General features: G+C 49.9%; 25 protein-coding genes. 14 read left to right on the top strand and 11 right to left on the bottom strand.

Features of this window, described 5'->3' with window-relative positions; genetic code table 11:
- Positions 1-26 precede the first annotated feature (26 nt).
- The gene (sohB, locus tag ACJHYR_RS02170; protein WP_000422053.1) at positions 27-1,076 is read left to right on the top strand and encodes a protease SohB; all 1,050 of its coding nucleotides are present in this window, start codon (positions 27-29) and stop codon (positions 1,074-1,076) included.
- Positions 1,077-1,111: 35 nt separating this feature from the next.
- Here the strand turns inward: sohB and ACJHYR_RS02165 are convergent, their stop codons facing one another.
- Entirely contained in the window at positions 1,112-1,363 is a 252-nt protein-coding gene (locus ACJHYR_RS02165) for a YciN family protein (RefSeq protein ID WP_001031530.1), read from the bottom strand.
- Positions 1,364-1,742: 379 nt separating this feature from the next.
- Between ACJHYR_RS02165 and topA the strand changes: the two genes are divergently transcribed.
- The 6 genes from topA (at position 1,743) to acnA (ending at position 9,201) form a co-directional block, all read left to right on the top strand.
- Complete coding sequence (gene topA, locus ACJHYR_RS02160; protein WP_001309471.1) at positions 1,743-4,340, top strand: type I DNA topoisomerase; 2,598 nt, start codon at positions 1,743-1,745, stop codon at positions 4,338-4,340.
- Between the two features lie 209 nt (positions 4,341-4,549).
- The gene (gene cysB, locus ACJHYR_RS02155; RefSeq protein ID WP_000776253.1) at positions 4,550-5,524 is read left to right on the top strand and encodes an HTH-type transcriptional regulator CysB; all 975 of its coding nucleotides are present in this window, start codon (positions 4,550-4,552) and stop codon (positions 5,522-5,524) included.
- Between the two features lie 318 nt (positions 5,525-5,842).
- Positions 5,843-5,983: a YmiA family putative membrane protein gene (locus ACJHYR_RS02150; protein WP_001300896.1), complete on the top strand. Its 141-nt coding sequence runs from the start codon at positions 5,843-5,845 to the stop codon at positions 5,981-5,983.
- A 2-nt stretch (positions 5,984-5,985) separates the two neighbouring features.
- The gene (gene yciX / locus ACJHYR_RS02145) at positions 5,986-6,153 is read left to right on the top strand and encodes a protein YciX (RefSeq protein ID WP_001309472.1); all 168 of its coding nucleotides are present in this window, start codon (positions 5,986-5,988) and stop codon (positions 6,151-6,153) included.
- Between the two features lie 113 nt (positions 6,154-6,266).
- Positions 6,267-6,362 (top strand): small membrane protein YmiC, encoded by a 96-nt coding sequence (gene ymiC / locus ACJHYR_RS02140; RefSeq protein WP_001310756.1) that lies wholly within the window; start codon positions 6,267-6,269, stop codon positions 6,360-6,362.
- 163 nt (positions 6,363-6,525) lie between these two features.
- Positions 6,526-9,201: an aconitate hydratase AcnA gene (gene acnA, locus ACJHYR_RS02135; protein ID WP_000099547.1), complete on the top strand. Its 2,676-nt coding sequence runs from the start codon at positions 6,526-6,528 to the stop codon at positions 9,199-9,201.
- Positions 9,202-9,264: 63 nt separating this feature from the next.
- Here acnA and ribA read toward each other — a convergent pair whose 3' ends face one another.
- A complete protein-coding gene (ribA, locus tag ACJHYR_RS02130; protein ID WP_001176295.1) occupies positions 9,265-9,855 on the bottom strand; it encodes a GTP cyclohydrolase II in 591 nt (196 codons plus the stop codon).
- Positions 9,856-10,024: 169 nt separating this feature from the next.
- Between ribA and pgpB the strand changes: the two genes are divergently transcribed.
- The 5 genes from pgpB to yciH all read left to right on the top strand — a co-directional run bounded on the left by pgpB (position 10,025) and on the right by yciH (position 13,677).
- Positions 10,025-10,789, top strand: a complete 765-nt coding sequence (pgpB, locus tag ACJHYR_RS02125) for a phosphatidylglycerophosphatase B (RefSeq protein WP_001256552.1) — start codon at positions 10,025-10,027, stop codon at positions 10,787-10,789.
- 148 nt (positions 10,790-10,937) lie between these two features.
- Positions 10,938-11,246 (top strand): lipopolysaccharide assembly protein LapA, encoded by a 309-nt coding sequence (lapA, locus tag ACJHYR_RS02120; protein ID WP_000876284.1) that lies wholly within the window; start codon positions 10,938-10,940, stop codon positions 11,244-11,246.
- Positions 11,247-11,252: 6 nt separating this feature from the next.
- The gene (gene lapB, locus ACJHYR_RS02115; RefSeq protein ID WP_000891338.1) at positions 11,253-12,422 is read left to right on the top strand and encodes a lipopolysaccharide assembly protein LapB; all 1,170 of its coding nucleotides are present in this window, start codon (positions 11,253-11,255) and stop codon (positions 12,420-12,422) included.
- A 191-nt stretch (positions 12,423-12,613) separates the two neighbouring features.
- Positions 12,614-13,351, top strand: coding sequence for an orotidine-5'-phosphate decarboxylase (gene pyrF, locus ACJHYR_RS02110; RefSeq protein WP_072837537.1), 738 nt, complete (start codon positions 12,614-12,616; stop codon positions 13,349-13,351).
- Positions 13,351-13,677, top strand: coding sequence for a stress response translation initiation inhibitor YciH (gene yciH, locus ACJHYR_RS02105; RefSeq protein ID WP_001295580.1), 327 nt, complete (start codon positions 13,351-13,353; stop codon positions 13,675-13,677). The genes pyrF and yciH overlap by 1 nt, the downstream gene beginning before the upstream one ends.
- A 125-nt stretch (positions 13,678-13,802) precedes the next feature.
- Here the strand turns inward: yciH and osmB are convergent, their stop codons facing one another.
- The 3 genes from osmB to yciZ all read right to left on the bottom strand — a co-directional run bounded on the left by osmB (position 13,803) and on the right by yciZ (position 15,302).
- On the bottom strand, positions 13,803-14,021 hold the full coding sequence (gene osmB / locus ACJHYR_RS02100) for an osmotically-inducible lipoprotein OsmB (protein ID WP_000498253.1): 219 nt from the start codon (positions 14,019-14,021) through the stop codon (positions 13,803-13,805).
- 268 nt (positions 14,022-14,289) lie between these two features.
- Positions 14,290-15,039, bottom strand: a complete 750-nt coding sequence (locus tag ACJHYR_RS02095; RefSeq protein ID WP_001088621.1) for a DNA-binding transcriptional regulator YciT — start codon at positions 15,037-15,039, stop codon at positions 14,290-14,292.
- Between the two features lie 89 nt (positions 15,040-15,128).
- Positions 15,129-15,302, bottom strand: coding sequence for a protein YciZ (gene yciZ / locus ACJHYR_RS02090; protein WP_001288368.1), 174 nt, complete (start codon positions 15,300-15,302; stop codon positions 15,129-15,131).
- Positions 15,303-15,338: 36 nt separating this feature from the next.
- On the opposite strand from yciZ, the gene ymiD reads away from it, so the two are divergent.
- Complete coding sequence (gene ymiD / locus ACJHYR_RS02085) at positions 15,339-15,467, top strand: protein YmiD (RefSeq protein ID WP_023148853.1); 129 nt, start codon at positions 15,339-15,341, stop codon at positions 15,465-15,467.
- Here ymiD and pdeR read toward each other — a convergent pair.
- Positions 15,449-17,434, bottom strand: coding sequence for a cyclic di-GMP phosphodiesterase (pdeR, locus tag ACJHYR_RS02080; RefSeq protein ID WP_000859966.1), 1,986 nt, complete (start codon positions 17,432-17,434; stop codon positions 15,449-15,451). The two genes, ymiD and pdeR, sit on opposite strands and share 19 nt — an antisense overlap.
- 53 nt (positions 17,435-17,487) lie before the next feature.
- Here pdeR and ACJHYR_RS02075 point away from each other — a divergent pair, with 53 nt between their 5' ends.
- A complete protein-coding gene (locus tag ACJHYR_RS02075) occupies positions 17,488-17,592 on the top strand; it encodes a hypothetical protein (protein WP_000221855.1) in 105 nt (34 codons plus the stop codon).
- 76 nt (positions 17,593-17,668) lie between these two features.
- Here ACJHYR_RS02075 and rnb read toward each other — a convergent pair whose 3' ends face one another.
- The 5 genes from rnb to sapF all read right to left on the bottom strand — a co-directional run bounded on the left by rnb (position 17,669) and on the right by sapF (position 23,353).
- Complete coding sequence (rnb, locus tag ACJHYR_RS02070; RefSeq protein WP_059328051.1) at positions 17,669-19,603, bottom strand: exoribonuclease II; 1,935 nt, start codon at positions 19,601-19,603, stop codon at positions 17,669-17,671.
- A 67-nt stretch (positions 19,604-19,670) separates the two neighbouring features.
- Positions 19,671-20,798, bottom strand: coding sequence for a carboxymuconolactone decarboxylase family protein (locus tag ACJHYR_RS02065; protein ID WP_001306554.1), 1,128 nt, complete (start codon positions 20,796-20,798; stop codon positions 19,671-19,673).
- A 143-nt stretch (positions 20,799-20,941) separates the two neighbouring features.
- On the bottom strand, positions 20,942-21,730 hold the full coding sequence (gene fabI, locus ACJHYR_RS02060) for an enoyl-ACP reductase FabI (protein ID WP_000506485.1): 789 nt from the start codon (positions 21,728-21,730) through the stop codon (positions 20,942-20,944).
- 383 nt (positions 21,731-22,113) lie between these two features.
- Positions 22,114-22,479 carry a DUF559 domain-containing protein gene (locus ACJHYR_RS02055; RefSeq protein WP_000968855.1) on the bottom strand — a complete coding sequence of 122 codons (366 nt, stop codon included), beginning with the start codon at positions 22,477-22,479 and terminating at the stop codon, positions 22,114-22,116.
- Between the two features lie 67 nt (positions 22,480-22,546).
- A complete protein-coding gene (gene sapF / locus ACJHYR_RS02050) occupies positions 22,547-23,353 on the bottom strand; it encodes a peptide ABC transporter ATP-binding protein SapF (RefSeq protein ID WP_000573407.1) in 807 nt (268 codons plus the stop codon).
- Between the last annotated feature and the right edge of the window lies 1 nt (position 23,354).

The raw sequence follows: 23,354 nt of genomic DNA, 5'->3' as shown, positions 1-23,354 counted from the left end.
GCGTTGTTTAACCAAGGTGGGGACTCGTGGAATTGTTGTCTGAATATGGTTTGTTTTTGGCGAAAATCGTTACCGTTGTGCTAGCGATTGCGGCGATTGCCGCCATTATTGTCAATGTTGCTCAACGTAATAAACGCCAGCGTGGCGAGTTACGGGTCAACAATCTCAGCGAACAGTATAAGGAGATGAAAGAAGAACTGGCCGCGGCGCTGATGGACTCACATCAGCAAAAACAGTGGCACAAAGCGCAGAAGAAAAAGCACAAGCAAGAAGCGAAAGCAGCAAAAGCGAAAGCCAAACTGGGCGAGGTGGCAACTGACAGTAAACCTCGCGTCTGGGTGCTGGATTTTAAAGGCAGCATGGACGCCCATGAAGTGAACTCGCTACGTGAAGAGATAACGTCGGTACTCGCAGCATTTAAACCGCAGGATCAGGTTGTGCTACGTCTGGAAAGCCCTGGTGGCATGGTGCATGGTTACGGGCTGGCGGCTTCGCAGCTGCAGCGTCTGCGTGATAAAAACATTCCTTTAACTGTTACGGTAGACAAAGTCGCTGCCAGCGGCGGTTACATGATGGCCTGTGTGGCGGACAAAATTGTTTCCGCACCGTTTGCTATTGTGGGTTCCATTGGCGTGGTGGCACAAATGCCCAACTTTAACCGCTTCCTGAAAAGCAAAGATATTGATATCGAACTGCACACCGCCGGGCAGTATAAGCGCACGCTGACCTTGCTGGGTGAAAACACCGAAGAAGGGCGGGAGAAATTCCGCGAAGAGCTGAACGAAACGCATCAGTTATTTAAAGATTTTGTGAAGCGTATGCGTCCGTCTCTGAATATTGATCAGGTGGCAACGGGTGAACACTGGTACGGACAACAGGCGGTAGAGAAAGGCTTGGTTGATGAAATCAACACCAGTGATGAAGTTATTCTTAGCCTGATGGAAGGCCGTGAAGTGGTCAATGTACGCTATATGCAGCGTAAACGACTCATTGACCGATTCACCGGCAGCGCGGCAGAGAGCGCCGATCGATTGTTGCTACGCTGGTGGCAGCGGGGTCAAAAGCCATTGATGTAAAAGACAAACGCGAGGGTAAGACCTCGCGTTTTGCTTTAATCAACCAGGTGATATTTTTCTGAAAGCACATGGGCCAGGTGTTTGAACATATTAAACACCGCGGTGCTTTTGGCTGTTGGCAATCCTTGTTCATCTAAAAAGTAGTCGCCGGTAAATACCAGCACGCCATTACGCTGCGTGACGCCGGTGGCTTCAATCCCTGCGAGCGTATCCTCATGCTCACGAATGATTTTGTTGGCCTCTTTCAACAGCGTCTCGCGGTCGATGGGTTGTGTCTCTTTGTTCATTATTTACTCCTTAAACAAGGACATTAGTCTACGCCAGGCATGGCTTGCAGACAAATATACCACGCTGGTGGCAAGAGCGCCTTACTGGCAACTTTGGATTTTGCATGCTAATAAAGTTGCGTATCGGATTTTATCAGGTACAGTGTGACGCTTTCGTCAATCTGGCAATAGATTTGCTTGACATTCGACCAAAATTCCGTCGTGCTATAGCGCCTGTAGGCCAAGACCTGTTAACTCAGTCACCTGAATTTTCGTGAACAGAGTCACGACAAGGGGTTGATATCCGCAGAGAGCGAGTCCATATCGGTAACTCGTTGCCAGTGGAAGGTTTATCAACGTGCGACGCATTCCTGGAAGAATCAAATTAGGTAAGGTGAATATGGGTAAAGCTCTTGTCATCGTTGAGTCCCCGGCAAAAGCCAAAACGATCAACAAGTATCTGGGTAGTGACTACGTGGTGAAATCCAGCGTCGGTCACATCCGCGATTTGCCGACCAGTGGCTCAGCTGCCAAAAAGAGTGCCGACTCTACCTCCACCAAGACGGCTAAAAAGCCTAAAAAGGATGAACGTGGCGCTCTCGTCAACCGTATGGGGGTTGACCCGTGGCACAATTGGGAGGCGCACTATGAAGTGTTGCCTGGTAAAGAGAAGGTCGTCTCTGAACTGAAACAACTGGCTGAAAAAGCCGACCACATCTATCTCGCAACCGACCTTGACCGCGAAGGGGAAGCCATTGCATGGCACCTGCGGGAAGTGATTGGTGGTGATGATGCGCGCTATAGCCGAGTGGTGTTTAACGAAATTACTAAAAACGCGATCCGCCAGGCATTTAACAAACCAGGTGAGCTGAATATTGATCGTGTTAATGCCCAGCAGGCGCGTCGCTTTATGGACCGCGTGGTGGGATATATGGTTTCGCCGCTGCTGTGGAAAAAGATCGCTCGTGGTCTGTCTGCAGGTCGTGTGCAGTCGGTGGCGGTCCGCCTGGTGGTCGAGCGTGAGCGTGAAATTAAAGCGTTCGTACCGGAAGAGTTCTGGGAAGTCGATGCCAGCACGACCACGCCATCTGGTGATGCGTTGGCGTTGCAGGTGACTCATCAGAACGACAAACCGTTCCGCCCGGTCAACAAAGAACAAACTCAGGCTGCGGTAAGTCTGCTGGAAAAAGCGCGCTACAGCGTGCTGGAACGTGAAGACAAACCGACAACCAGTAAACCTGGCGCTCCTTTTATTACCTCTACGCTGCAACAAGCTGCCAGCACCCGTCTTGGTTTTGGCGTGAAAAAAACCATGATGATGGCGCAGCGTTTGTATGAAGCTGGCTATATCACATACATGCGTACCGACTCCACCAACCTGAGTCAGGACGCGGTAAATATGGTTCGCGGTTATATCAGCGATAATTTTGGTAAGAAATATCTGCCGGAAAGTCCGAATCAGTACGCCAGCAAAGAAAACTCACAGGAAGCGCACGAAGCGATTCGTCCTTCTGACGTCAATGTGATGGCGGAATCGCTGAAGGATATGGAAGCAGATGCGCAAAAACTGTACCAGTTAATCTGGCGTCAGTTCGTTGCCTGCCAGATGACCCCAGCGAAATATGACTCCACGACGCTGACCGTTGGTGCGGGCGATTTCCGCCTGAAAGCACGCGGTCGTATTTTGCGCTTTGATGGCTGGACAAAAGTGATGCCTGCACTGCGTAAAGGCGATGAAGATCGTATCTTACCGGCAGTCGATAAAGGCGATGCTCTGACGCTCGTTGAACTGACACCAGCCCAGCACTTTACCAAGCCGCCAGCGCGTTTCAGTGAAGCATCGTTGGTTAAAGAACTGGAAAAACGCGGTATCGGTCGTCCGTCTACCTATGCGTCGATCATTTCGACTATTCAGGATCGTGGCTATGTGCGAGTAGAAAATCGTCGTTTCTATGCGGAAAAAATGGGCGAAATCGTCACCGATCGCCTGGAAGAGAATTTCCGTGAGTTAATGAACTACGACTTCACCGCACAGATGGAAAACAGCCTCGACCAGGTGGCAAATCACGAAGCAGAGTGGAAAGCTGTACTGGATCACTTCTTCTCGGATTTCACCCAGCAGTTAGATAAAGCTGAAAAAGATCCGGAAGAGGGGGGGATGCGCCCGAACCAGATGGTTCTGACCAGCATCGACTGCCCGACCTGTGGTCGCAAAATGGGTATTCGCACAGCGAGCACCGGGGTATTCCTTGGCTGTTCCGGCTACGCTCTGCCACCGAAAGAGCGTTGCAAAACCACCATCAACCTGGTGCCGGAAAACGAAGTGCTGAACGTGCTGGAAGGTGAAGACGCTGAAACCAACGCGCTGCGCGCAAAACGTCGTTGCCCGAAATGCGGCACGGCGATGGACAGCTATCTCATCGATCCGAAACGTAAGTTGCATGTCTGTGGTAATAACCCAACCTGCGACGGTTACGAGATCGAAGAGGGCGAATTCCGCATTAAAGGTTATGACGGCCCGATCGTTGAGTGTGAAAAATGTGGATCTGAAATGCACCTGAAAATGGGGCGTTTCGGTAAATACATGGCCTGCACTAACGAAGAGTGTAAAAACACGCGTAAGATTTTACGTAACGGCGAAGTGGCACCACCGAAAGAAGATCCGGTGCCATTACCGGAGCTGCCGTGCGAAAAATCAGATGCTTATTTCGTGCTGCGTGACGGTGCTGCCGGTGTGTTCCTGGCGGCCAATACCTTCCCGAAATCGCGTGAAACACGTGCGCCACTGGTGGAAGAGCTTTATCGCTTCCGCGACCGTCTGCCGGAAAAACTGCGTTATCTGGCCGATGCGCCACAGCAGGATCCGGAAGGTAATAAGACCATGGTTCGCTTTAGCCGTAAAACCAAACAGCAATATGTCTCTTCGGAAAAAGACGGAAAGGCGACTGGCTGGTCAGCATTTTATGTTGATGGCAAATGGGTTGAAGGGAAAAAATAACCTTTAATTCTGTCAGGTTTTTATAAACAAAGGGTCGCGAAAGCGGCCCTTTTTTATTGCATATTATTTTTTCTTCACACCTATACACTAAGGCTATAAATGATATAGTGGTTATAGTTAGCACCTTTTTTATTATTAAATCGTATTAGTCACCCGCCAGGTGTGACGAAAAAACGATGTTCTGATGGCGTCTAAGTGGATGGTTTAACATGAAATTACAACAACTTCGCTATATTGTTGAGGTGGTCAATCATAACCTGAATGTCTCATCAACGGCGGAAGGACTTTACACATCACAACCCGGGATCAGTAAACAAGTCAGAATGCTGGAAGACGAGCTAGGCATTCAAATTTTTTCCCGAAGCGGCAAGCACCTGACGCAGGTAACGCCAGCAGGACAAGAAATAATTCGTATCGCTCGTGAAGTCCTGTCGAAAGTCGATGCCATAAAATCGGTCGCCGGAGAGCACACCTGGCCGGATAAAGGCTCGCTGTATATCGCCACCACGCATACCCAGGCACGCTATGCGTTACCAAACGTCATCAAAGGCTTTATTGAGCGTTATCCTCGCGTTTCTTTGCATATGCACCAGGGCTCGCCGACACAAATTGCTGATGCCGTCTCTAAAGGCAATGCCGATTTCGCGATTGCCACAGAAGCGCTGCATCTGTATGAAGATTTAGTGATGTTACCGTGCTACCACTGGAATCGGGCTATTGTAGTCACTCCGGATCACCCGCTGGCAGGCAAAAAAGCCATTACCATTGAAGAACTGGCGCAATATCCGTTGGTGACATATACCTTCGGCTTTACCGGACGTTCAGAACTGGATACTGCCTTTAACCGCGCAGGGTTAACGCCGCGTATCGTCTTCACGGCAACGGATGCTGACGTCATTAAAACTTACGTCCGGTTAGGGCTGGGAGTAGGGGTCATTGCCAGCATGGCGGTGGATCCGGTCGCCGATCCCGATCTTGTGCGTGTTGATGCTCACGATATCTTCAGCCACAGTACAACCAAAATTGGTTTTCGCCGTAGTACTTTTTTGCGCAGTTATATGTATGATTTCATTCAGCGTTTTGCACCGCATTTAACGCGTGATGTCGTTGATGCGGCTGTCGCATTGCGCTCCAATGAAGAAATTGAGGTCATGTTTAAAGATATAAAACTGCCGGAAAAATAATTTCTTGCGTTATTTCCGGCACCTTTTATGTAGAGAAGGTGCCGGAATATATTCTCTTTTGTTGCTTATTTGTATCCGCTGCACAATATTTTTATCCCTCATATTTATAGGGTAAATTACTTGTAAAGTAGTGTCTAATTACCCGCCTCGCAAACTCCAGTTTTCAAATATCTATTTCAGGTCAAAAGATTGAATTATTCACTGGAGACGATTCGTAAATTCGCTGGATTTTTGACTAAAGTTTCTTTAGGATTTGTCTCATCGTATGATTAATTACACCAATCGTTCAACGTCTTGCTGATAAGTGATGGCGATTATATGAGGTTAGCAATGCCTTCTGGAAATCAGGAACCCCGCCGGGACCCTGAATTAAAACGCAAAGCCTGGCTGGCGGTATTTCTTGGTTCTGCACTTTTCTGGGTGGTTGTCGCACTGCTGATTTGGAAAGTGTGGGGATAACTATGGTCGGTCAGGAGCAACTGGAGTCGTCACCATTATGTCAGCATAGTGACAATGAACCAGAAACGAAACGGGAATGTTCCGTCGTTATTCCAGACGACTGGCAACTAACAACGCAGCAGCAAGCCTTTATAGAACTGTTTGGTGAAGATGATCAGCCGAAACAATAATTATCATCATTCTTATTACCCATTTTTAATCAATTAAAGGGCTTTTAATACACCGCAGCAATAACAGGTTGAGTTATCTCAACACAAAGTAATAACCGTTAAGGGTGTAGCCTATGATCAACACAAATATGAAATATTGGTCCTGGATGGGCGCATTTTCTCTGTCGATGCTCTTCTGGGCCGAACTCCTCTGGATCATTACTCACTGATCCCTGACCCCGCTGCGGCGGGGTTTTCATTTGCTTTGCCACAAGGTTTCTCCTCTTTTATCAATTTGGGTTGTTATCAAATCGTTACGCGATGTTTGTGTTATCTTTAATATTCACCCTGAAGAGAATCAGGGCTTCGCAACCCTGTCATTAAGGAGGAGCTATGTCGTCAACCCTACGAGAAGCCAGTAAGGACACGTTGCAGGCCAAAGATAAAACTTACCACTACTACAGCCTGCCGCTTGCTGCCAAATCACTGGGCGATATCACCCGTCTGCCTAAGTCACTCAAAGTTTTGCTCGAAAACCTGCTGCGCTGGCAGGATGGTAACTCGGTTACCGAAGAGGATATCCACGCGCTGGTGGGATGGCTGAAAAATGCTCATGCTGACCGTGAAATTGCCTACCGCCCGGCAAGGGTGTTGATGCAGGACTTTACCGGCGTACCTGCCGTTGTTGATCTGGCGGCAATGCGCGAAGCGGTTAAACGCCTCGGCGGCGATACTGCAAAGGTTAACCCGCTCTCACCGGTCGACCTGGTCATTGACCACTCGGTGACCGTCGATCGTTTTGGTGATGATGAGGCATTTGAAGAAAACGTGCGCCTGGAAATGGAGCGCAACCACGAACGTTATGTGTTCCTGAAATGGGGAAAGCAGGCGTTCAGTCGTTTTAGCGTCGTGCCGCCAGGCACAGGCATTTGCCATCAGGTTAACCTCGAATATCTCGGCAAAGCAGTGTGGAGCGAATTGCAGGACGGTGAATGGATTGCTTATCCGGATACACTCGTTGGTACTGACTCGCACACCACCATGATCAACGGCCTTGGCGTGCTGGGGTGGGGCGTTGGTGGGATCGAAGCCGAAGCCGCAATGTTAGGCCAGCCGGTTTCCATGCTTATCCCGGACGTAGTGGGCTTTAAACTCACCGGAAAATTACGTGAAGGTATTACCGCCACAGACCTGGTTCTCACCGTTACCCAAATGCTGCGCAAACATGGCGTGGTGGGGAAATTCGTCGAATTTTATGGTGATGGGCTGGATTCACTACCGCTGGCGGATCGCGCCACCATTGCCAATATGTCGCCAGAATATGGTGCCACCTGTGGCTTCTTCCCAATCGATGCTGTCACCCTCGATTACATGCGTTTAAGCGGGCGCAGTGAAGATCAGGTTGAGTTGGTCGAAATATATGCCAAAGCGCAGGGCATGTGGCGTAACCCGGGCGATGAACCGATTTTTACCAGTACGTTAGAACTGGATATGAATGACGTTGAAGCGAGCCTGGCAGGGCCAAAACGCCCACAGGATCGCGTTGCACTGCCCGATGTACCAAAAGCATTTGCCGCCAGTAACGAACTGGAAGTGAATGCCACGCATAAAGATCGCCAGCCGGTCGATTATGTTATGAACGGACATCAGTATCAGTTACCTGATGGCGCGGTGGTCATTGCTGCGATAACGTCGTGCACCAACACCTCTAACCCAAGTGTGCTGATGGCCGCAGGTTTGCTGGCGAAAAAAGCTGTAACTCTGGGCCTCAAGCGGCAACCGTGGGTCAAAGCGTCGCTGGCACCAGGCTCGAAAGTCGTTTCTGATTATCTGGCAAAAGCGAAACTGACACCGTATCTCGATGAACTGGGATTTAACCTTGTGGGATACGGTTGTACCACCTGTATTGGTAACTCTGGTCCATTGCCCGATCCTATCGAAACGGCAATCAAAAAAGGCGATTTAACCGTCGGTGCGGTGCTGTCCGGCAACCGTAACTTTGAAGGCCGTATCCATCCGCTGGTTAAAACTAACTGGCTGGCCTCGCCGCCGCTGGTGGTTGCCTATGCGCTGGCGGGAAATATGAATATTAACCTCGCTTCTGAGCCTATTGGTCACGATCGTAAAGGCGACCCGGTATATCTGAAAGATATCTGGCCCTCGGCACAAGAAATTGCCCGTGCGGTAGAACAAGTCTCCACAGAAATGTTCCGCAAAGAGTACGCAGAAGTTTTTGAAGGCACAGCAGAGTGGAAGGAAATTAACGTCGCACGATCCGATACCTACGGTTGGCAGGAAGATTCAACCTATATTCGCTTATCGCCTTTCTTTGATGAAATGCAGGCAACACCAGCACCTGTGGAAGATATTCACGGTGCGCGGATCCTCGCAATGCTGGGGGATTCAGTCACCACTGACCATATCTCTCCGGCGGGCAGTATTAAGCCCGACAGCCCGGCGGGTCGATATCTACAAGGTCGGGGTGTTGAGCGCAAAGACTTTAACTCCTACGGTTCGCGGCGTGGTAACCATGAAGTGATGATGCGCGGCACCTTCGCCAATATTCGCATCCGTAATGAAATGGTGCCTGGCGTTGAAGGGGGGATGACGCGGCATTTACCTGACAGCGAGGTCATCTCTATTTATGATGCCGCGATGCGCTATAAGCAGGAGCAAACGCCGCTGGCGGTGATTGCCGGGAAAGAGTATGGATCAGGCTCCAGCCGTGACTGGGCGGCAAAAGGTCCGCGTCTGCTTGGTATTCGTGTTGTGATTGCCGAATCGTTTGAACGAATTCACCGCTCGAATTTAATTGGCATGGGCATCCTGCCGCTGGAATTTCCGCAAGGCGTGACGCGTAAAACGTTAGAGCTAACCGGGGAAGAGAAGATTGATATTGTCGATCTGCAAAATCTACAACCCGGCGCGACGGTTCCGGTGACGTTTACGCGCGCGGATGGTAGCCAGGAAGTCGTACCCTGCCGTTGTCGTATCGACACCGCGACGGAGTTGACCTACTACCAGAACGACGGCATTTTGCATTATGTCATTCGTAATATGTTGAAGTAACGAGTATTTGCTTGCCGGTTATTTTGCTTCCGGCAAGCAAATGAATTACACAATGCAAGAGGGTTATTTGTTCAGCAAATGACCCATTTTCTCGGCTTTGGTATCGAGATAATGTTCGTTATTGGGGTTACGACCTACAATCAACGGTACGCGTTCAACAATATTAATCCCTGCTTCGGTCAGAATTTCGACTTTTTTCGGGTTGTTGGTTAACAAGCGGACTTCATTGACGCCAAGGAGTTTGAACATATCAGCGCAAAGAGTGAAGTCGCGCTCATCAGCGGCGAAGCCTAACTGGTGGTTAGCCTCTACAGTATCGTAACCTTGATCCTGCAGTGCATAAGCGCGGATTTTATTCAGCAGACCAATGTTACGACCTTCCTGACGGTGATACAGCAAAATACCACGGCCTTCTTCGGCAATTTGCGTCAGTGCCGCTTCGAGCTGGAAGCCACAATCGCAGCGCAAGCTGAACAGGGCGTCACCGGTCAGACATTCGGAATGGACGCGCGCAAGTACCGGGGTATGCCCGGAAATATCGCCATAGACTAGCGCGACATGATCGTGTCCGGTTGCCAGTTCTTCAAATCCCACCATCAGGAAATCGCCCCATGGGGTTGGCAGTTTGGCTTCTGCCACACGTTTAAGCTGCATGAAATTCTCCAGATAATGCTGGTTCTGTATTGGCTTATTTTGCCATAACGAGAAGGGGTTCACCTAATCACGACGCGTCGATCGTTCACGGAATGGCACAAATCTGTCAATTTTTCCTGGAACTGGCATTTTCAGTTATGATTGTGGGACTTATCAAAAAGGAGAGGCCATGCGTTCGATTGCCAGACGTACCGCAGTGGGAGCTGCACTATTGCTTGTTATGCCAGTAGCCGTATGGATTTCTGGCTGGCGTTGGCAACCTGGAGAACAAAGTTGGCTACTAAAAGCGGCTTTTTGGGTTACTGAAACTGTCACCCAGCCCTGGGGCGTCATTACACATTTGATTTTATTCGGTTGGTTTCTCTGGTGTCTGCGTTTTCGCATTAAGGCTGCCATTATGTTATTTGCCATTCTGGCGGCGGCAATCCTTGTGGGACAAGGCGTTAAATCCTGGATCAAAGACAAAGTCCAGGAACCACGACCTTTTGTTATCTGGCTGGAAAAAACACATCATATTCCGGTTGATGAGTTCTACACTTTAAAGCGAGCAGAACGCGGAAATTTAGTGAAAGAACAGTTGGCTGAAGAGAATAATATCCCACAATATTTGCGTTCACACTGGCAGAAAGAGACGGGGTTTGCCTTTCCTTCCGGTCACACGATGTTTGCTGCCAGTTGGGCGCTGCTGGCCGTTGGTTTGCTGTGGCCGCGTCGGCGAACGTTAACTATTGCTATCTTGCTGGTCTGGGCAACCGGAGTCATGGGAAGCCGCCTGCTGCTCGGGATGCATTGGCCACGCGATCTGGTGGTAGCTACGTTAATTTCGTGGGCGCTGGTGGCGGTGGCAACGTGGCTTGCGCAACGAGTTTGTGGGCCATTAACACCACCTGCGGAAGAAAATCGCGAAATTGCACAACGAGAACAAGAAAGTTAACGCTGGTTGATTTTCCGAATTTAGCCCTTAAATCATCAACAATGCGCGTGGATGCCATTTCGCAGACGGCGCGAAAATGGTACTTTAAAGGGCTATTGCGGTAAGTTGACCATAATTTATTCGCTCTAACCACATAACGGGAAGTAATGTGAAATATTTACTCATTTTCTTACTGGTGTTAGCGATCTTCGTGATTTCGGTCACGTTGGGTGCGCAGAACGATCAACAGGTGACGTTTAATTATCTGTTAGCGCAAGGGGAGTACCGTATTTCCACATTGCTGGCGGTATTGTTTGCTGCGGGGTTTGCTATCGGTTGGCTGATTTGCGGCCTGTTCTGGCTGCGAGTTCGTGTTTCCCTGGCGCGCGCTGAACGTAAAATAAAGCGACTGGAAAACCAGCTTTCACCCGCGACTGACGTGGCTGTAGCGCCGCATTCGTCAGCGGCGAAGGAATAACTTTCTATGCTGGAGTTGTTGTTTCTGCTTTTGCCTGTAGCCGCTGCCTATGGCTGGTATATGGGCCGCAGAAGTGCGCAACAAAACAAGCAAGATGAAGCCAACCGCTTGTCGCGTGATTACGTAGCGGGGGTTAACTTCCTGCTTAGTAATCAACAGGATAAAGCGGTAGACCTGTTTCTCGATATGCTTAAAGAGGATACGGGTACCGTTGAAGCCCACCTTACGCTCGGAAACCTGTTCCGTTCGCGTGGCGAAGTTGATCGCGCTATTCGCATCCATCAGACCCTAATGGAAAGCGCCTCGCTGACCTATGAACAGCGTCTGTTGGCGATTCAACAACTGGGGCGTGATTACATGGCCGCCGGGTTATACGACCGCGCGGAAGACATGTTCAATCAACTGACCGATGAAACTGACTTCCGCATTGGCGCGCTGCAACAGTTGCTACAAATCTACCAGGCTACCAGCGAGTGGCAGAAAGCAATTGATGTTGCCGAACGCCTGGTGAAGCTGGGTAAAGATAAGCAGCGCGTCGAAATTGCTCATTTCTACTGCGAGTTAGCCCTACAGCATATGGCCAGCGACGATCTCGATCGTGCCATGGCCTTGTTAAAAAAAGGTGCGGCGGCAGATAAAAACAGCGCCCGCGTATCCATCATGATGGGACGCGTATTTATGGCGAAAGGAGAATACGCCAAAGCCGTCGAAAGTTTGCAACGCGTGATATCCCAGGACAGAGAACTGGTCAGCGAAACGCTGGAAATGCTGCAAACCTGCTACCAGCAGTTGGGTAAAACTGCCGAATGGGCAGAATTCCTGCAGCGCGCGGTGGAAGAGAACACCGGTGCCGATGCTGAACTAATGCTTGCGGACATCATCGAAGCGCGCGACGGTAGTGAGGCCGCACAGGTCTATATTACGCGTCAGCTTCAGCGTCATCCGACCATGCGTGTGTTCCATAAGCTAATGGATTACCACTTAAATGAAGCGGAAGAAGGGCGTGCCAAAGAGAGTCTGATGGTGCTGCGGGACATGGTTGGCGAGAAGGTGCGTAGTAAGCCTCGTTATCGCTGCCAGAAATGTGGTTTTACCGCATATACCCTCTACTGGCATTGTCCGTCTTGTCGGGCCTGGTCAACCATTAAACCGATTCGCGGTCTTGATGGCCTGTAATTTTTAAAAAAATCCGACTTTAGTTACAACATACTAATTATTGATGTTCCATTGTGCTCCGGTAACTCGGGCGCAGAAAAGCCTGCCAGGGGAGAAATCGCAACTGTTAATTTTTTATTTCCACGGGTAGAATGCTCGCCGTTTACCTGTTTCGCGCCACTTCCGGTGCCCATCATCAAGAAGGTCTGGTCATGACGTTAACTGCTTCATCTTCTTCCCGCGCTGTTACGAATTCTCCTGTGGTTGTTGCCCTTGATTATCATAATCGTGATGCCGCGCTGGCCTTTGTCGACAAGCTCGACCCACGCGATTGTCGTCTGAAAGTCGGCAAAGAGATGTTTACGCTGTTTGGACCTCAATTTGTACGCGAACTTCAACAGCGTGGTTTTGATATCTTCCTCGACCTGAAATTTCACGATATTCCCAACACTGCAGCGCACGCTGTCGCTGCTGCAGCTGACTTAGGCGTGTGGATGGTGAATGTTCACGCCTCCGGTGGGGCGCGTATGATGACCGCAGCGCGTGAGGCACTGGTTCCGTTTGGCAAAGATGCACCGCTTTTGATTGCTGTGACAGTATTGACCAGCATGGAAGCCAGCGACCTGGCCGATCTTGGCGTGACACTGTCACCTGCAGATTATGCAGAACGTCTGGCAGCACTGACGCAAAAATGTGGCCTTGATGGTGTGGTGTGTTCTGCTCAGGAAGCTGTGCGCTTTAAACAGGTATTTGGTCAGGAGTTCAAACTGGTTACACCGGGCATTCGTCCGCAGGGGAGTGAAGCTGGTGACCAGCGCCGCATTATGACGCCAGAACAGGCGTTGGCGGCTGGTGTTGATTATATGGTGATTGGTCGCCCGGTAACGCAATCGGTAGATCCAGCGCAGACGCTGAAAGCGATCAACGCCTCTTTACAGCGGAGTGCATGATGAGTGATTCCAACAGCCGTCTGGTCTACTCAACGGAAACCGGACGTATTGATGAGCCAAAAGCGGCCCCTGTACGCCCTAAAGGCGACGGTGTGGTGCGTATTCAGCGTCAGACCAGTGGACGTAAAGGTAAGGGCGTTTGCTTGATTACCGGTGTCGATCTCGATGATGCCGAACTGACAAAACTGGCAGCGGAACTGAAGAAAAAATGCGGCTGCGGCGGAGCAGTTAAAGATGGAGTTATTGAAATCCAGGGCGATAAGCGTGATTTATTAAAATCACTGCTTGAAGCGAAAGGGATGAAGGTAAAACTCGCAGGCGGTTAACATAAAAAGCCACGGATATATCCGTGGCTTTCGAATATTTTACTGTGTGTATTATTCAGTTATTTCGTACTGAACAGAATCAAGCGTATTATAATTGCGAGTCGATAATCGACATTTATTTACGATTATTTACCGACCTGGTGACCAATAACACCACCGACAGCTGCGCCACCTAATGTACCCAGCGTACTGCCATCGGTCAGTACTGCACCGCCTAATGCACCTGCACCCGCGCCAATTGCGGTGTTACGGTCTCGTTTAGACCAGTTAGAACAGGCACTCAGAGACATTGCCAGGGTAATTGCCAGAACAGCTGCGGTCATTTTTTTGCTCGTTACAAACATAATACTCTCTCCTGAATTTATGATTCACGGAAGTAAGCTCTCTATAACTATAATAGCTAAGAATAAGCCGGGTGAAATTATTCCGTGAAATCCGCTCGCGCGCAGGGTTATATCACGCAGGTGATAATGACTTCCTGTTATATCGCTGATAATAATTTTATATCTTGAGAGTGTTAATAACAGGTAAATAGTCTTAATTATCAACCAGGAATCATCTTAGAGCGGATGATTTGCCAAAGTGCAAATCATCCATAGAGAAGGGAAATGGTTAAATGTCAACGACGTGAACGGTGAGTTTACTGTGCTCAAGATGCATCAGATCGCTGGCGCGTATTTTCGAATCGGTAATCACGCGATTGAATCGCTCAACGGGGCCGATGGAGTATGAATGTACAGCACCAAATTTCGAGCTGTCAGTCAGGACTATCGCTTCGCACTCTTTTTCCAGCACGGCATTGACCACATCGGTACGCATCATATCGCGACCGGTAAACCCAGTTTCAGGTTGCCAGCCATCAATACCAATAAATGCTTTGCTAAAATGCACCTGTTGGATGCACTGGCGTGTCAAAGGGCCAACCATACTTTCGCTTTTTTTCTGGTACACGCCACCGAGCAAAATAACTTCACAAGGCGCGTCTTTCAGCAAATGCGCGATGTAGCTGCTGACCGTGATGATCGTGACATTTTTCTTCTGCTCGCCCAGAGTCCGGGCGAGCAGGGCATTGCTGCTGCCATTTTCGATAAAGATGGTTTCGCCCGGTTGAACCAGTGACGCGGCAAACTCGGCGAGTTCACGCTTCAGCGTATAGTTGCTCATCATACGAGTTTCGACGTCATCACTATCAAGCGATACTGCAAAGCCATGTGCACGGCGGAGGTAACTCAGTTTTTCGAGGGTGTTGAGATCCTGGCGAATGGTAACTTCAGAAACTCCAGTGGCTTTTGCCAGATCGGTTACGCTAACCTGACCCTGGTCAATGACCATCTGTAGAATAGTTTGTTGTCGGGAATTCATCGCTGTAATTCTTATAACGTTATAATACTAAATAAAAAAATACTGACGCGCCGGGCATCCTCAAATAGGAAAACCTGAAGGCACGATTGTTAAATCTCCCACGGTGCCTTCGGGATGTCTGGCGTAGATTCAGCAACCTGGCGCAAGAGTTCTGCTTTAAGTATCTCGAGATTATGGATCGCAGAGTGGTAATCGCCTGCCACAAGGATATCTAACACAATATCAATACGTTCGGCAACGCGCTGGGCATCAAATTCAGACATCAAGGACATCCTTATAGCAAAAGGGGAAAATGAATAATGCAAAAATTGCCGCTAAAAGAGAAGTGTTTAACAGCAACGGCTAATTATCATCCGGGAATACGATATATAATGACGGAATATAGCGCTAAGTATATATATTCATCTACTTATGCGCGCTTCAGATAGCGTTTATACCAGCGTTCAAAGGCGACGGCGGGCATCGGTTTGGCAAACAAAAATCCTTGCCGCTCATTGATCCCGTTCTTGGTTAAAAAAGCATCTTCCTTTTTACTCTCCACTCCTTCAGCGATCACCTGAAGATTCAATGCCTGGGCCACAGCGACGATCGCCCGGACCAGCGACTGCGATACAGGCTGTTTGTGAATATCCCGAACAAAAACCTGGTCAAGTTTAATCGCATCGATCGGAAAGCGCGCCAGTTGCGAAAGTGAAGAGTAGCCGGTACCAAAATCGTCCAGATGCACTTGCGCACCTAGTTGGCTAAATTGTTGAATAACAGAAAGTGCCAGTTCATCATTCTCAATCAGGCAGCTCTCCGTCAGTTCAACATCAATAGGGCAGTATTCAAAATTGAGTTCCTGGAGAACCTGTTTCAGGGCGGTGAAAATGGTTTGATCGGCGAGCTGACGTGCAGAAATGTTTACCGCCACTCGCAGGTTAATACCTTTATCCCGCCACTTTGCCACCTGGCGTACGACATCGAGAATCACCCAACGGCCTAAAGGCACAATTAGCCCTGACTCTTCGGCGTAGGAAATGAAGTCCAACGGTGGAATCAACCCACGTTCAGGTGACTGCCAACGTACTAGTGCTTCCAGACTGCGCACTTCGCCACGCCAGGTGATTTTCGGTTGATAGTGAATAACCAACTGATCGTTTTCCAGTGCTTTACGCAAGTTGGTATCCAGCCAGAGATATTCAAATACCCGCTGATTCATTTCTGGGGTAAAAACGCAAAATTGTCCTCGTCCGCCTTCCTTCGCTGTGTACATTGCTGTGTCGGCGTGACGAATAATAGCCGCGCTGTCCGAACCATGTTCGGGAGAGAGTGAAATACCCACTGAACAGCTGGTATAAACTTCAATTAAACCAATGCGGAAGGGGAGTCGTAAGCGGGTCAAAATTCGTGATGCCATTGCTTCCAGCGCGCTTTGTGAGGTATTGGATGCCAGTACCAGAAACTCATCGCCACCTGGACGCGCCAACACCTGGTCATGTTCGAGACAGCTTAAAATGGCCAATGACACGTCGCGTAATAGCTGGTCACCAAACAAATGCCCATAGGCGTCGTTGACCTTTTTAAAATTATCCAAATCAAGATACACAACCCCAACTTTATTGTTATCTGCCTGATTAATAGCGTGATCGATTAACTCCTGCATTGCGTTACGATTCGGCAGTCCGGTGATACTGTCGGTATTTGCCAGAATGCGCAGTCGCTCCTGAGCGCGGCGCTCTTCGGTAATGTCGGTGCCGGAACAGATTAAAAAAATCTCGTTTTTGCCACTACCGCTGTGGACAAATTTATTGCGAAACAGAAACAGCCGCTGGCCTTTACGTGTTGGTATCCACAGTTCGACTTCATATGCATTGCCGCTTCGAAAAAATACACGGTTATTGCGCCTGGATGCCGCAGCTTCACGACGGCTCATAAACAGTTTAAACACGCTTTGCCCAATGACGTCGTGTTCTTTCAACCCTGTGTAATCTTCACATAACCGATTGAAGCGCTGGATATTCCCCCGACTGTCGAGAATCACTATTGCGGAATGTGCTTCAGAAACTACCTGCTCAGCAAAGGAAAGCCCGTGTGATAAATCACGAGCAACCGCCGGTGTGTCATGCCATGCCGACGCGTTGCCAGCCCATTCCCGTTTATTGATTTTTCGTCCTACCAGATGCACAGAAAGATCGCTTTCATCGACGGTCAGACTCATCATCAGACTGGAAGTGATGACTGTCATTTCCCTGATGCGAGCAGCCTGTTCGGCAGATAACTGCAACGTACGTTCAGGTTCTGTGGTTTCGGTGGTAGAAAAGCGCAAAACATCGCTGCTTTCCGTTAACCGCCAGTATGGATTGTGCGATCCGAGAAAGTTGTACAACGTTGTGGACTCCCTAACGGTTTTCATGATGCATATCCTCCGGTTAACAGCGGAGTCCGCGGTTAAATAAAAGGAACAACATGACTTACATGAAATTAACGGCGGCTAAACGCATTGTTTTTTTTATATATTTATTTGTAATCCAGTTTTGGAAAAACGCCAGTTTTCAAACGAAAGTCAGTTAAAAATCTGCCGGGATATGACGAAGGTGGAGCGGGGAAATAAATGGCCCATTCATGAGGAATGGGCCGTGAAAGGAGATTACGCGACCGGGCGCGCAATAATGCTGCGGGTTTCCATGCGGACTTCGGCAATGGTGACGTCAATAACGTCAGTCACTTTGTAAGCCGTTTCACCTTTAATTTGTACAGTGCCGTTTTCCTGGCTGCAAACCAGTTCATCGCGCACAGCGTGTAAGAAAGGTGCCGGAATAAAGGCAATAGCGCCGTTATCAACCAAACGCACACGCATGCCGCCACGGCTGATATCGACAATTTCCGCCGCGAAACGGGTGTCAGTCCCGGCTTTGTCTTTCAGGAAGCGTGCGTATAACCAGTCGCCAACATCACGTTCTGCCATTCGGTTGAGACGGCGACGCTCGGCCATTTGGGCAGTGATTTCATCCTGCGGACGCGTCGCAGTTTCGCCTTTGATAACCGCTTTCAGCAGACGGTGGTTGATCATGTCGCCATATTTACGGATCGGCGAAGTCCAGGTGGCGTATGCCTCCAGACCGAGGCCAAAGTGAGGACCGGGTTCAGTGCTAATTTCAGCAAATGACTGGAAGCGACGAATGCGGCTGTCGAGGAAACCAGTTGGTTGCGCATCCAGTTCACGACGCAGTTTGCAGAAACCGTCCAGCGTGAGCACTTCTTCGGCATCGACATGCAGACCGTGGGTTTTCAGCAACGCTGCCAGCGCGTCGGCATTCGCCGGATCAAAGCCCATATGCACGTTATAGATGCCAAAACCGAGCTTATCGCGCAGTACGCGGGCCGCACAAATGTTAGCGGCAATCATCGCTTCTTCGACGATACGATTGGCAATGCGACGAGGCTCGGCGACGATATCCAGCACTTCACCTTTTTCACCGAGAATAAAGCGGTAATCCGGGCGATCTTTAAATACCAGTGCGTGGTTATGACGCCACTCGCCGCGGCGTTGGCAAATTTGCGCTAACAAACGGACTTGTTCGGCAATTGCTTCACTTTCAGGCTGCCAGTCACCGGTATTTTCCAGCCAGTCAGAGACCTGGTCATACACCAGCTTCGCTTTGGATTCGATGGTGGCGGCAAAGAATTCGATATTATCTTCAATGGTGCCATCAGCGGAGAGCGTCATGCGGCATGCCAGTACCGGGCGGACTTCATTGGCGCGCAGTGAGCAGAGATCGTCAGAAAGCTCGCGAGGCAGCATAGGGATGTTGAAGCCAGGCAGATAGTTGGTGAATGCGCGAATTTTCGCGGCTTTGTCCAGCTTGCTGCCTTCAGCAATCCACGCGGTTGGATCGGCAATCGCCACAATCAGCTGAAGTTTGCCATCCGGCAACGCCTTAGCGAAAAGGGCGTCATCCATATCTTCTGTGCTGGCACTGTCGATGGTGACAAAATCCAGCGCGGTCAGATCTTCACGAACCAGACCTTCATCGAGCATTTCGGTAGCGACGCCGTCTGGTGCTTCTTTTTCCAGATTATGGCGCGCAAGGGTAACCCACCACGGTACAAAGTGGTCGTCACCAAAAGTGATGTATTGTGTCAGTTCAGCATAGAAAGAACGATCGCCTTTCAGCGGATGGCGGCGCATTTCGGCAACTGCCCAGTCGCCTTCTTTAAACTCGTGGTTCAGGCCACGGGCTGCGCGGCAAGGAATGGCGTCTTTTAAGAGTGGATGATCAGGAACGATGGCCAGACGGTCATTTTTGCCCTGAACTTTACCCACGAAACGAGTCAGGAACGGTTCAACCAGTTCTTCTGGCTCTGCGGATTCACGTTCTTTTTCACTGTGGATAACCGCGATAATTCGGTCGCCATGCATGACTTTTTTCATCTGCGGCGGCGGAATGAAATAACTTTTTTGCGCGTCGACTTCCAGGAAGCCAAAGCCTTTTTCTGTGGCTTTTACCACCCCTTCAGCGCGTGGCGTCTGGGAATGCAGTTGCTGTTTAAGCTGCGCTAGCAGCGGGTTGTCCTGAAACATAATTGTCTATTTTGGTGGCCATTAGAGCGGCTGACAGTTTTACGCGAATCTGTCTGACGCGGCAAGGTTAATATGTCTCACCCAACGCGATTTTTAAGCGATTTATCCAGCCACACAGCCCGCTCCATACCAGCAGATTAATAATCTGCGTTGATGATTTTTCGTGTTCGAGTAAAGGGCTGAACTGGGCGGCGCTAAAGCGATCGGGTGCTCGGGTCAGCCATTGTATCGCCTGAACGGTAGCGCGCTCAACAGAATGACGGTCAGCCCATTGGTTAATTTCATTTTCGCCCTTGCGCAGAAGGGCGCTGATTTTTTTATATTCATTTGATGAATCCATACAGATGGCAAAACAAGCAGGACTGCCATTTATCCGCGCGCATAACAACGCCGCAAGCTGATTATCCGGCTGTGTATTGACCCGTGTGCTGTTTAGCAACTTTTCGAGAAGGGAAAGTGAAATAGGGTGGAGAGAGAGTGTTTCGGCCAGTTGGCAAAGTTCTGCAGTTGAACTTTTTGTGTGCTCTTCAGGTAGTTTTTCCACCTCATAGCTGCTTCGCCAGCGTATTGACTCATCAGCAAACAGTGACGCGTCGGCATAGTTTTGTATCTCCAGACCGGGTAACCAGCGTACCGGATGCCCGAGATAAGCCTGAAATGTCGCAATGGTCCGCGCCTGAAAGCCAATAAAACCAATGATTTGATTAATGATCACACAGTCCCAGACAGTAAGACCGACGTCATTCAGATGCTGGCGCGATCGGTTGTCGATAATAGAAGGCGAGCTAGCCAGTTGGCGGGCATATTGCGTGATTTGTGCTAACCGATGATTACTTTCCCTGGAGGAATCAGGCCCGGGGAGCGGCGTAAGTCGCGCCGAATAGTAGTTACATAACCGCTGGACGCCGCAAACCTGAGCAACCGTCAGGGCCGTCGACAAGCGTTCATAAGCGGTGAAGGTCTGTGAACGGGTCACGGTAAGCTGGTCAGGGAACAACTCCACTGCAAGAACGCGCGCAGGGACCAGCCATGAAAGGAAGGGTGACAGCGTTTCTTCATCAAGGATCACGTCGAGCAGAAAGGGATCGCTGACCTTTGCGGCTTCCGGGACCAGAGGCAGAACGTCATATTCCGCAGTACTGGATTGCGTTTCATGATACCAGTGGCTTTTGCCGGTGATGTGGCGTTGTTCCATGGGCGCTCCTTGGTCGTAAAGGAAATCGTTATCCTGACGCAAGGCGGGAAGGGGAGAAAGACGGATCGGCGATAACAAATATCAGAAAGGTATAACAGAGATAACGGGCGGCAGGACGCCGCCCGTCTTGACCAACAGAACGATTATTTCAGTTCGAGTTCGTTCATTGCAGCGATGCTGAAACCGCCGTCAACGTGGACCACTTCACCGGAGATACCGGCAGAGAGATCGGAGCACAGGAATGCCGCAGAGTTACCCACATCTTCAATGGTAACGGTACGGCGAATCGGGGTAACGGCTTCGCAATGAGCCAGCATTTTGCGGAAGTCTTTGATACCGGAAGCCGCCAGAGTACGGATCGGACCCGCAGAGATAGCGTTAACACGCACACCTTCCGGACCCATCGCGTTCGCCATATAGCGCACGTTTGCTTCCAGAGACGCTTTTGCCAGACCCATAACGTTGTAGTTCGGGATAGCGCGCTCAGCGCCAAGGTAGGAAAGGGTCAGCAGGGCAGAACCCGGATTCAGCATGGAGCGGCAAGCTTTTGCCATTGCAACGAAGCTGTAGGAGCTGATGTCGTGAGCAATTTTGAAGCCTTCACGGGTAACGGCATTAACATAGTCACCATCCAGCTGATCGCCAGGTGCAAAACCAATAGAGTGTACGAAACCGTCAAACTTCGGCCAAACTTTCGCCAGTTCAGCGAACATGGTGTCGATGCTGGCATCTTCTGCAACATCGCACTGCAGAACGATGTCAGAACCCAATTGAGCGGCAAATTCTTCTACGCGGCCTTTCAGTTTGTCGTTCTGGTAGGTGAATGCCAGTTCAGCTCCTTCGCGGTGCATCGCCTGAGCGATACCGTAGGCGATGGACAGTTTGCTGGCAACACCGGTTACCAGAATGCGCTTACCGGAAAGAAAACCCATAGCTTTAATCCTTATTGTTGATGCTTGTTGTGCCTGAAAATCAGGCGATTCGTCGTTTTAGTAAACAGTACGAACAGATAAACGGTTATTATAATCAACCTGGCTGTGAGTGGCTATAGTTGCCAGGTCCGACCGGAGCAGGGTGCGGGCAGGGTGGGCGCTTTTCCCCTCACCCTAACCCTCTCCCCAGAGGGGCGAGGGGACCGTATTGTGCAAATATTGTCACCCCAGCAACAAACAGGCTTATACAGCCCCCTAACCCTTTCAGGGCGATGGCTGGGGTGAGAGTGAATGGTGGTTCAGACCTTGCCGAATATTCTTCATCATCCGCCTCCATGTTTTCACCACAACAGCTATTCGGCTCGGTCGGCCCCCTCGCCCTTTCAGGGAGAGGGTTGGGGTGAGGGTGACAGGCGGTTCAGTTCCTGCAGAATAATCTCCAGCACCGCCTCCTCATTACAATCAATCTCGTTATTCCAGAAACGCAGCACGGTCCAGCCCTGCGACTCAAGCCAGCTAGTGCGCCTGGAATCATAGGCAACTGCCAAATCATGCTGCCCACCATCCAGCTCAACTACTACACGCGCCGAGCAGCAAGCAAAATCGAGAATGTAGCTCCCCACCGGATGTTGACGGCGAAATTTGAAATCACCAAAACGTCGGCTGCGAAGATATCGCCAGAGCTTTCGTTCCTGCGAAGTGAGATTGCGTCTTAAATCACGCGCATTTGATTTTATTTTATCCATCACCTCATTCTGACAAGATTTAATCTCTTGTCAGAATGAGGTGAATAATCTGGAAGGAGGATTCAGAAAATTAACGATCTTTACGCCACGCATCCGCCGTCAATGCCTCGCCAAAATGACCGGCAATAAGCCGTTTGGTGAGTTCATGCAGCGGCGATGCCAGCACATCGGCGGTGCTGCCTCGCTCGACAACCTCGCCCTGATGCATCACCAGCACCTGGTCGCTAATGTGCTTCATCATTCCGATATGCTGGGTAACATAAATATACGAAATGCCCTGTTTTTCCTGTAACTCAAGCATCAGATTAATCAACTGCGAACGCATCGACATATCCAGTGAGGCGAGGGCTTCATCGGCAATAATGACTTTTGGGCGCAATATCAGCGCGCGTGCCAGACCCAGACGCTGTTTTTGCCCGGGTGCCAACATATGCGGATAGTAACTGACGTGATCCGGTAGCAGCCCAACCATACGCATCGTTTCAATAATCTGTTTGCGACGCTGTTCCGGTTCCAGGTCGGTGTTCAGACGCAGTGGAAAATCCAGAATTTGCGAGATACGTTGACGGGGATTCAACGAGGTCGAAGGATCCTGAAAAATCATGCGAATACGCTGACTGCGGAAGGAATAATCGCCAAAATGCAGCGGATGATCGTCAATCAATAACTCGCCGCTGGTAGGTTCTATCATTCCCGCCAGCATTTTTGCCAGCGTGGATTTACCCGAACCATTCTCGCCAATAATCGCCAGTGTCTGGCCTTCACGTAGCGTAAAGCTCAAGGGTTTTACCGCTTCTACGGTCTGACGACGAAACCAGCCGGTTCGATAGCGGAACGTTTTACTTAAATTACGCACTTCAAGCAGCGTTTCGATCATC

This window comes from Escherichia sp. WS1450 (assembly GCF_046487395.1).
In the GTDB taxonomy this organism is placed as follows: Bacteria; Pseudomonadota; Gammaproteobacteria; order Enterobacterales; family Enterobacteriaceae; genus Escherichia; species Escherichia coli.
Note: the sequence above shows the minus strand (reverse complement) of the source record. Positions and strands in the feature narration are given on the sequence as shown.

Coding starts and splice junctions, on each gene's coding strand:
- ACJHYR_RS02165 (WP_001031530.1), bottom strand. CDS start 1,363: ATGAACAAAGAGACACAACCCATCGACCGCGAGACGCTGTTGAAAGAG.
- topA (WP_001309471.1), top strand. CDS start 1,743: ATGGGTAAAGCTCTTGTCATCGTTGAGTCCCCGGCAAAAGCCAAAACG.
- cysB (WP_000776253.1), top strand. CDS start 4,550: ATGAAATTACAACAACTTCGCTATATTGTTGAGGTGGTCAATCATAAC.
- ACJHYR_RS02150 (WP_001300896.1), top strand. CDS start 5,843: ATGAGGTTAGCAATGCCTTCTGGAAATCAGGAACCCCGCCGGGACCCT.
- yciX (WP_001309472.1), top strand. CDS start 5,986: ATGGTCGGTCAGGAGCAACTGGAGTCGTCACCATTATGTCAGCATAGT.
- ymiC (WP_001310756.1), top strand. CDS start 6,267: ATGATCAACACAAATATGAAATATTGGTCCTGGATGGGCGCATTTTCT.
- acnA (WP_000099547.1), top strand. CDS start 6,526: ATGTCGTCAACCCTACGAGAAGCCAGTAAGGACACGTTGCAGGCCAAA.
- ribA (WP_001176295.1), bottom strand. CDS start 9,855: ATGCAGCTTAAACGTGTGGCAGAAGCCAAACTGCCAACCCCATGGGGC.
- pgpB (WP_001256552.1), top strand. CDS start 10,025: ATGCGTTCGATTGCCAGACGTACCGCAGTGGGAGCTGCACTATTGCTT.
- lapB (WP_000891338.1), top strand. CDS start 11,253: ATGCTGGAGTTGTTGTTTCTGCTTTTGCCTGTAGCCGCTGCCTATGGC.
- pyrF (WP_072837537.1), top strand. CDS start 12,614: ATGACGTTAACTGCTTCATCTTCTTCCCGCGCTGTTACGAATTCTCCT.
- yciH (WP_001295580.1), top strand. CDS start 13,351: ATGAGTGATTCCAACAGCCGTCTGGTCTACTCAACGGAAACCGGACGT.
- osmB (WP_000498253.1), bottom strand. CDS start 14,021: ATGTTTGTAACGAGCAAAAAAATGACCGCAGCTGTTCTGGCAATTACC.
- ACJHYR_RS02095 (WP_001088621.1), bottom strand. CDS start 15,039: ATGAATTCCCGACAACAAACTATTCTACAGATGGTCATTGACCAGGGT.
- yciZ (WP_001288368.1), bottom strand. CDS start 15,302: ATGTCTGAATTTGATGCCCAGCGCGTTGCCGAACGTATTGATATTGTG.
- ymiD (WP_023148853.1), top strand. CDS start 15,339: ATGCAAAAATTGCCGCTAAAAGAGAAGTGTTTAACAGCAACGGCTAAT.
- pdeR (WP_000859966.1), bottom strand. CDS start 17,434: ATGAAAACCGTTAGGGAGTCCACAACGTTGTACAACTTTCTCGGATCG.
- ACJHYR_RS02075 (WP_000221855.1), top strand. CDS start 17,488: ATGACTTACATGAAATTAACGGCGGCTAAACGCATTGTTTTTTTTATA.
- rnb (WP_059328051.1), bottom strand. CDS start 19,603: ATGTTTCAGGACAACCCGCTGCTAGCGCAGCTTAAACAGCAACTGCAT.
- ACJHYR_RS02065 (WP_001306554.1), bottom strand. CDS start 20,798: ATGGAACAACGCCACATCACCGGCAAAAGCCACTGGTATCATGAAACG.
- fabI (WP_000506485.1), bottom strand. CDS start 21,730: ATGGGTTTTCTTTCCGGTAAGCGCATTCTGGTAACCGGTGTTGCCAGC.
- sapF (WP_000573407.1), bottom strand. CDS start 23,353: ATGATCGAAACGCTGCTTGAAGTGCGTAATTTAAGTAAAACGTTCCGC.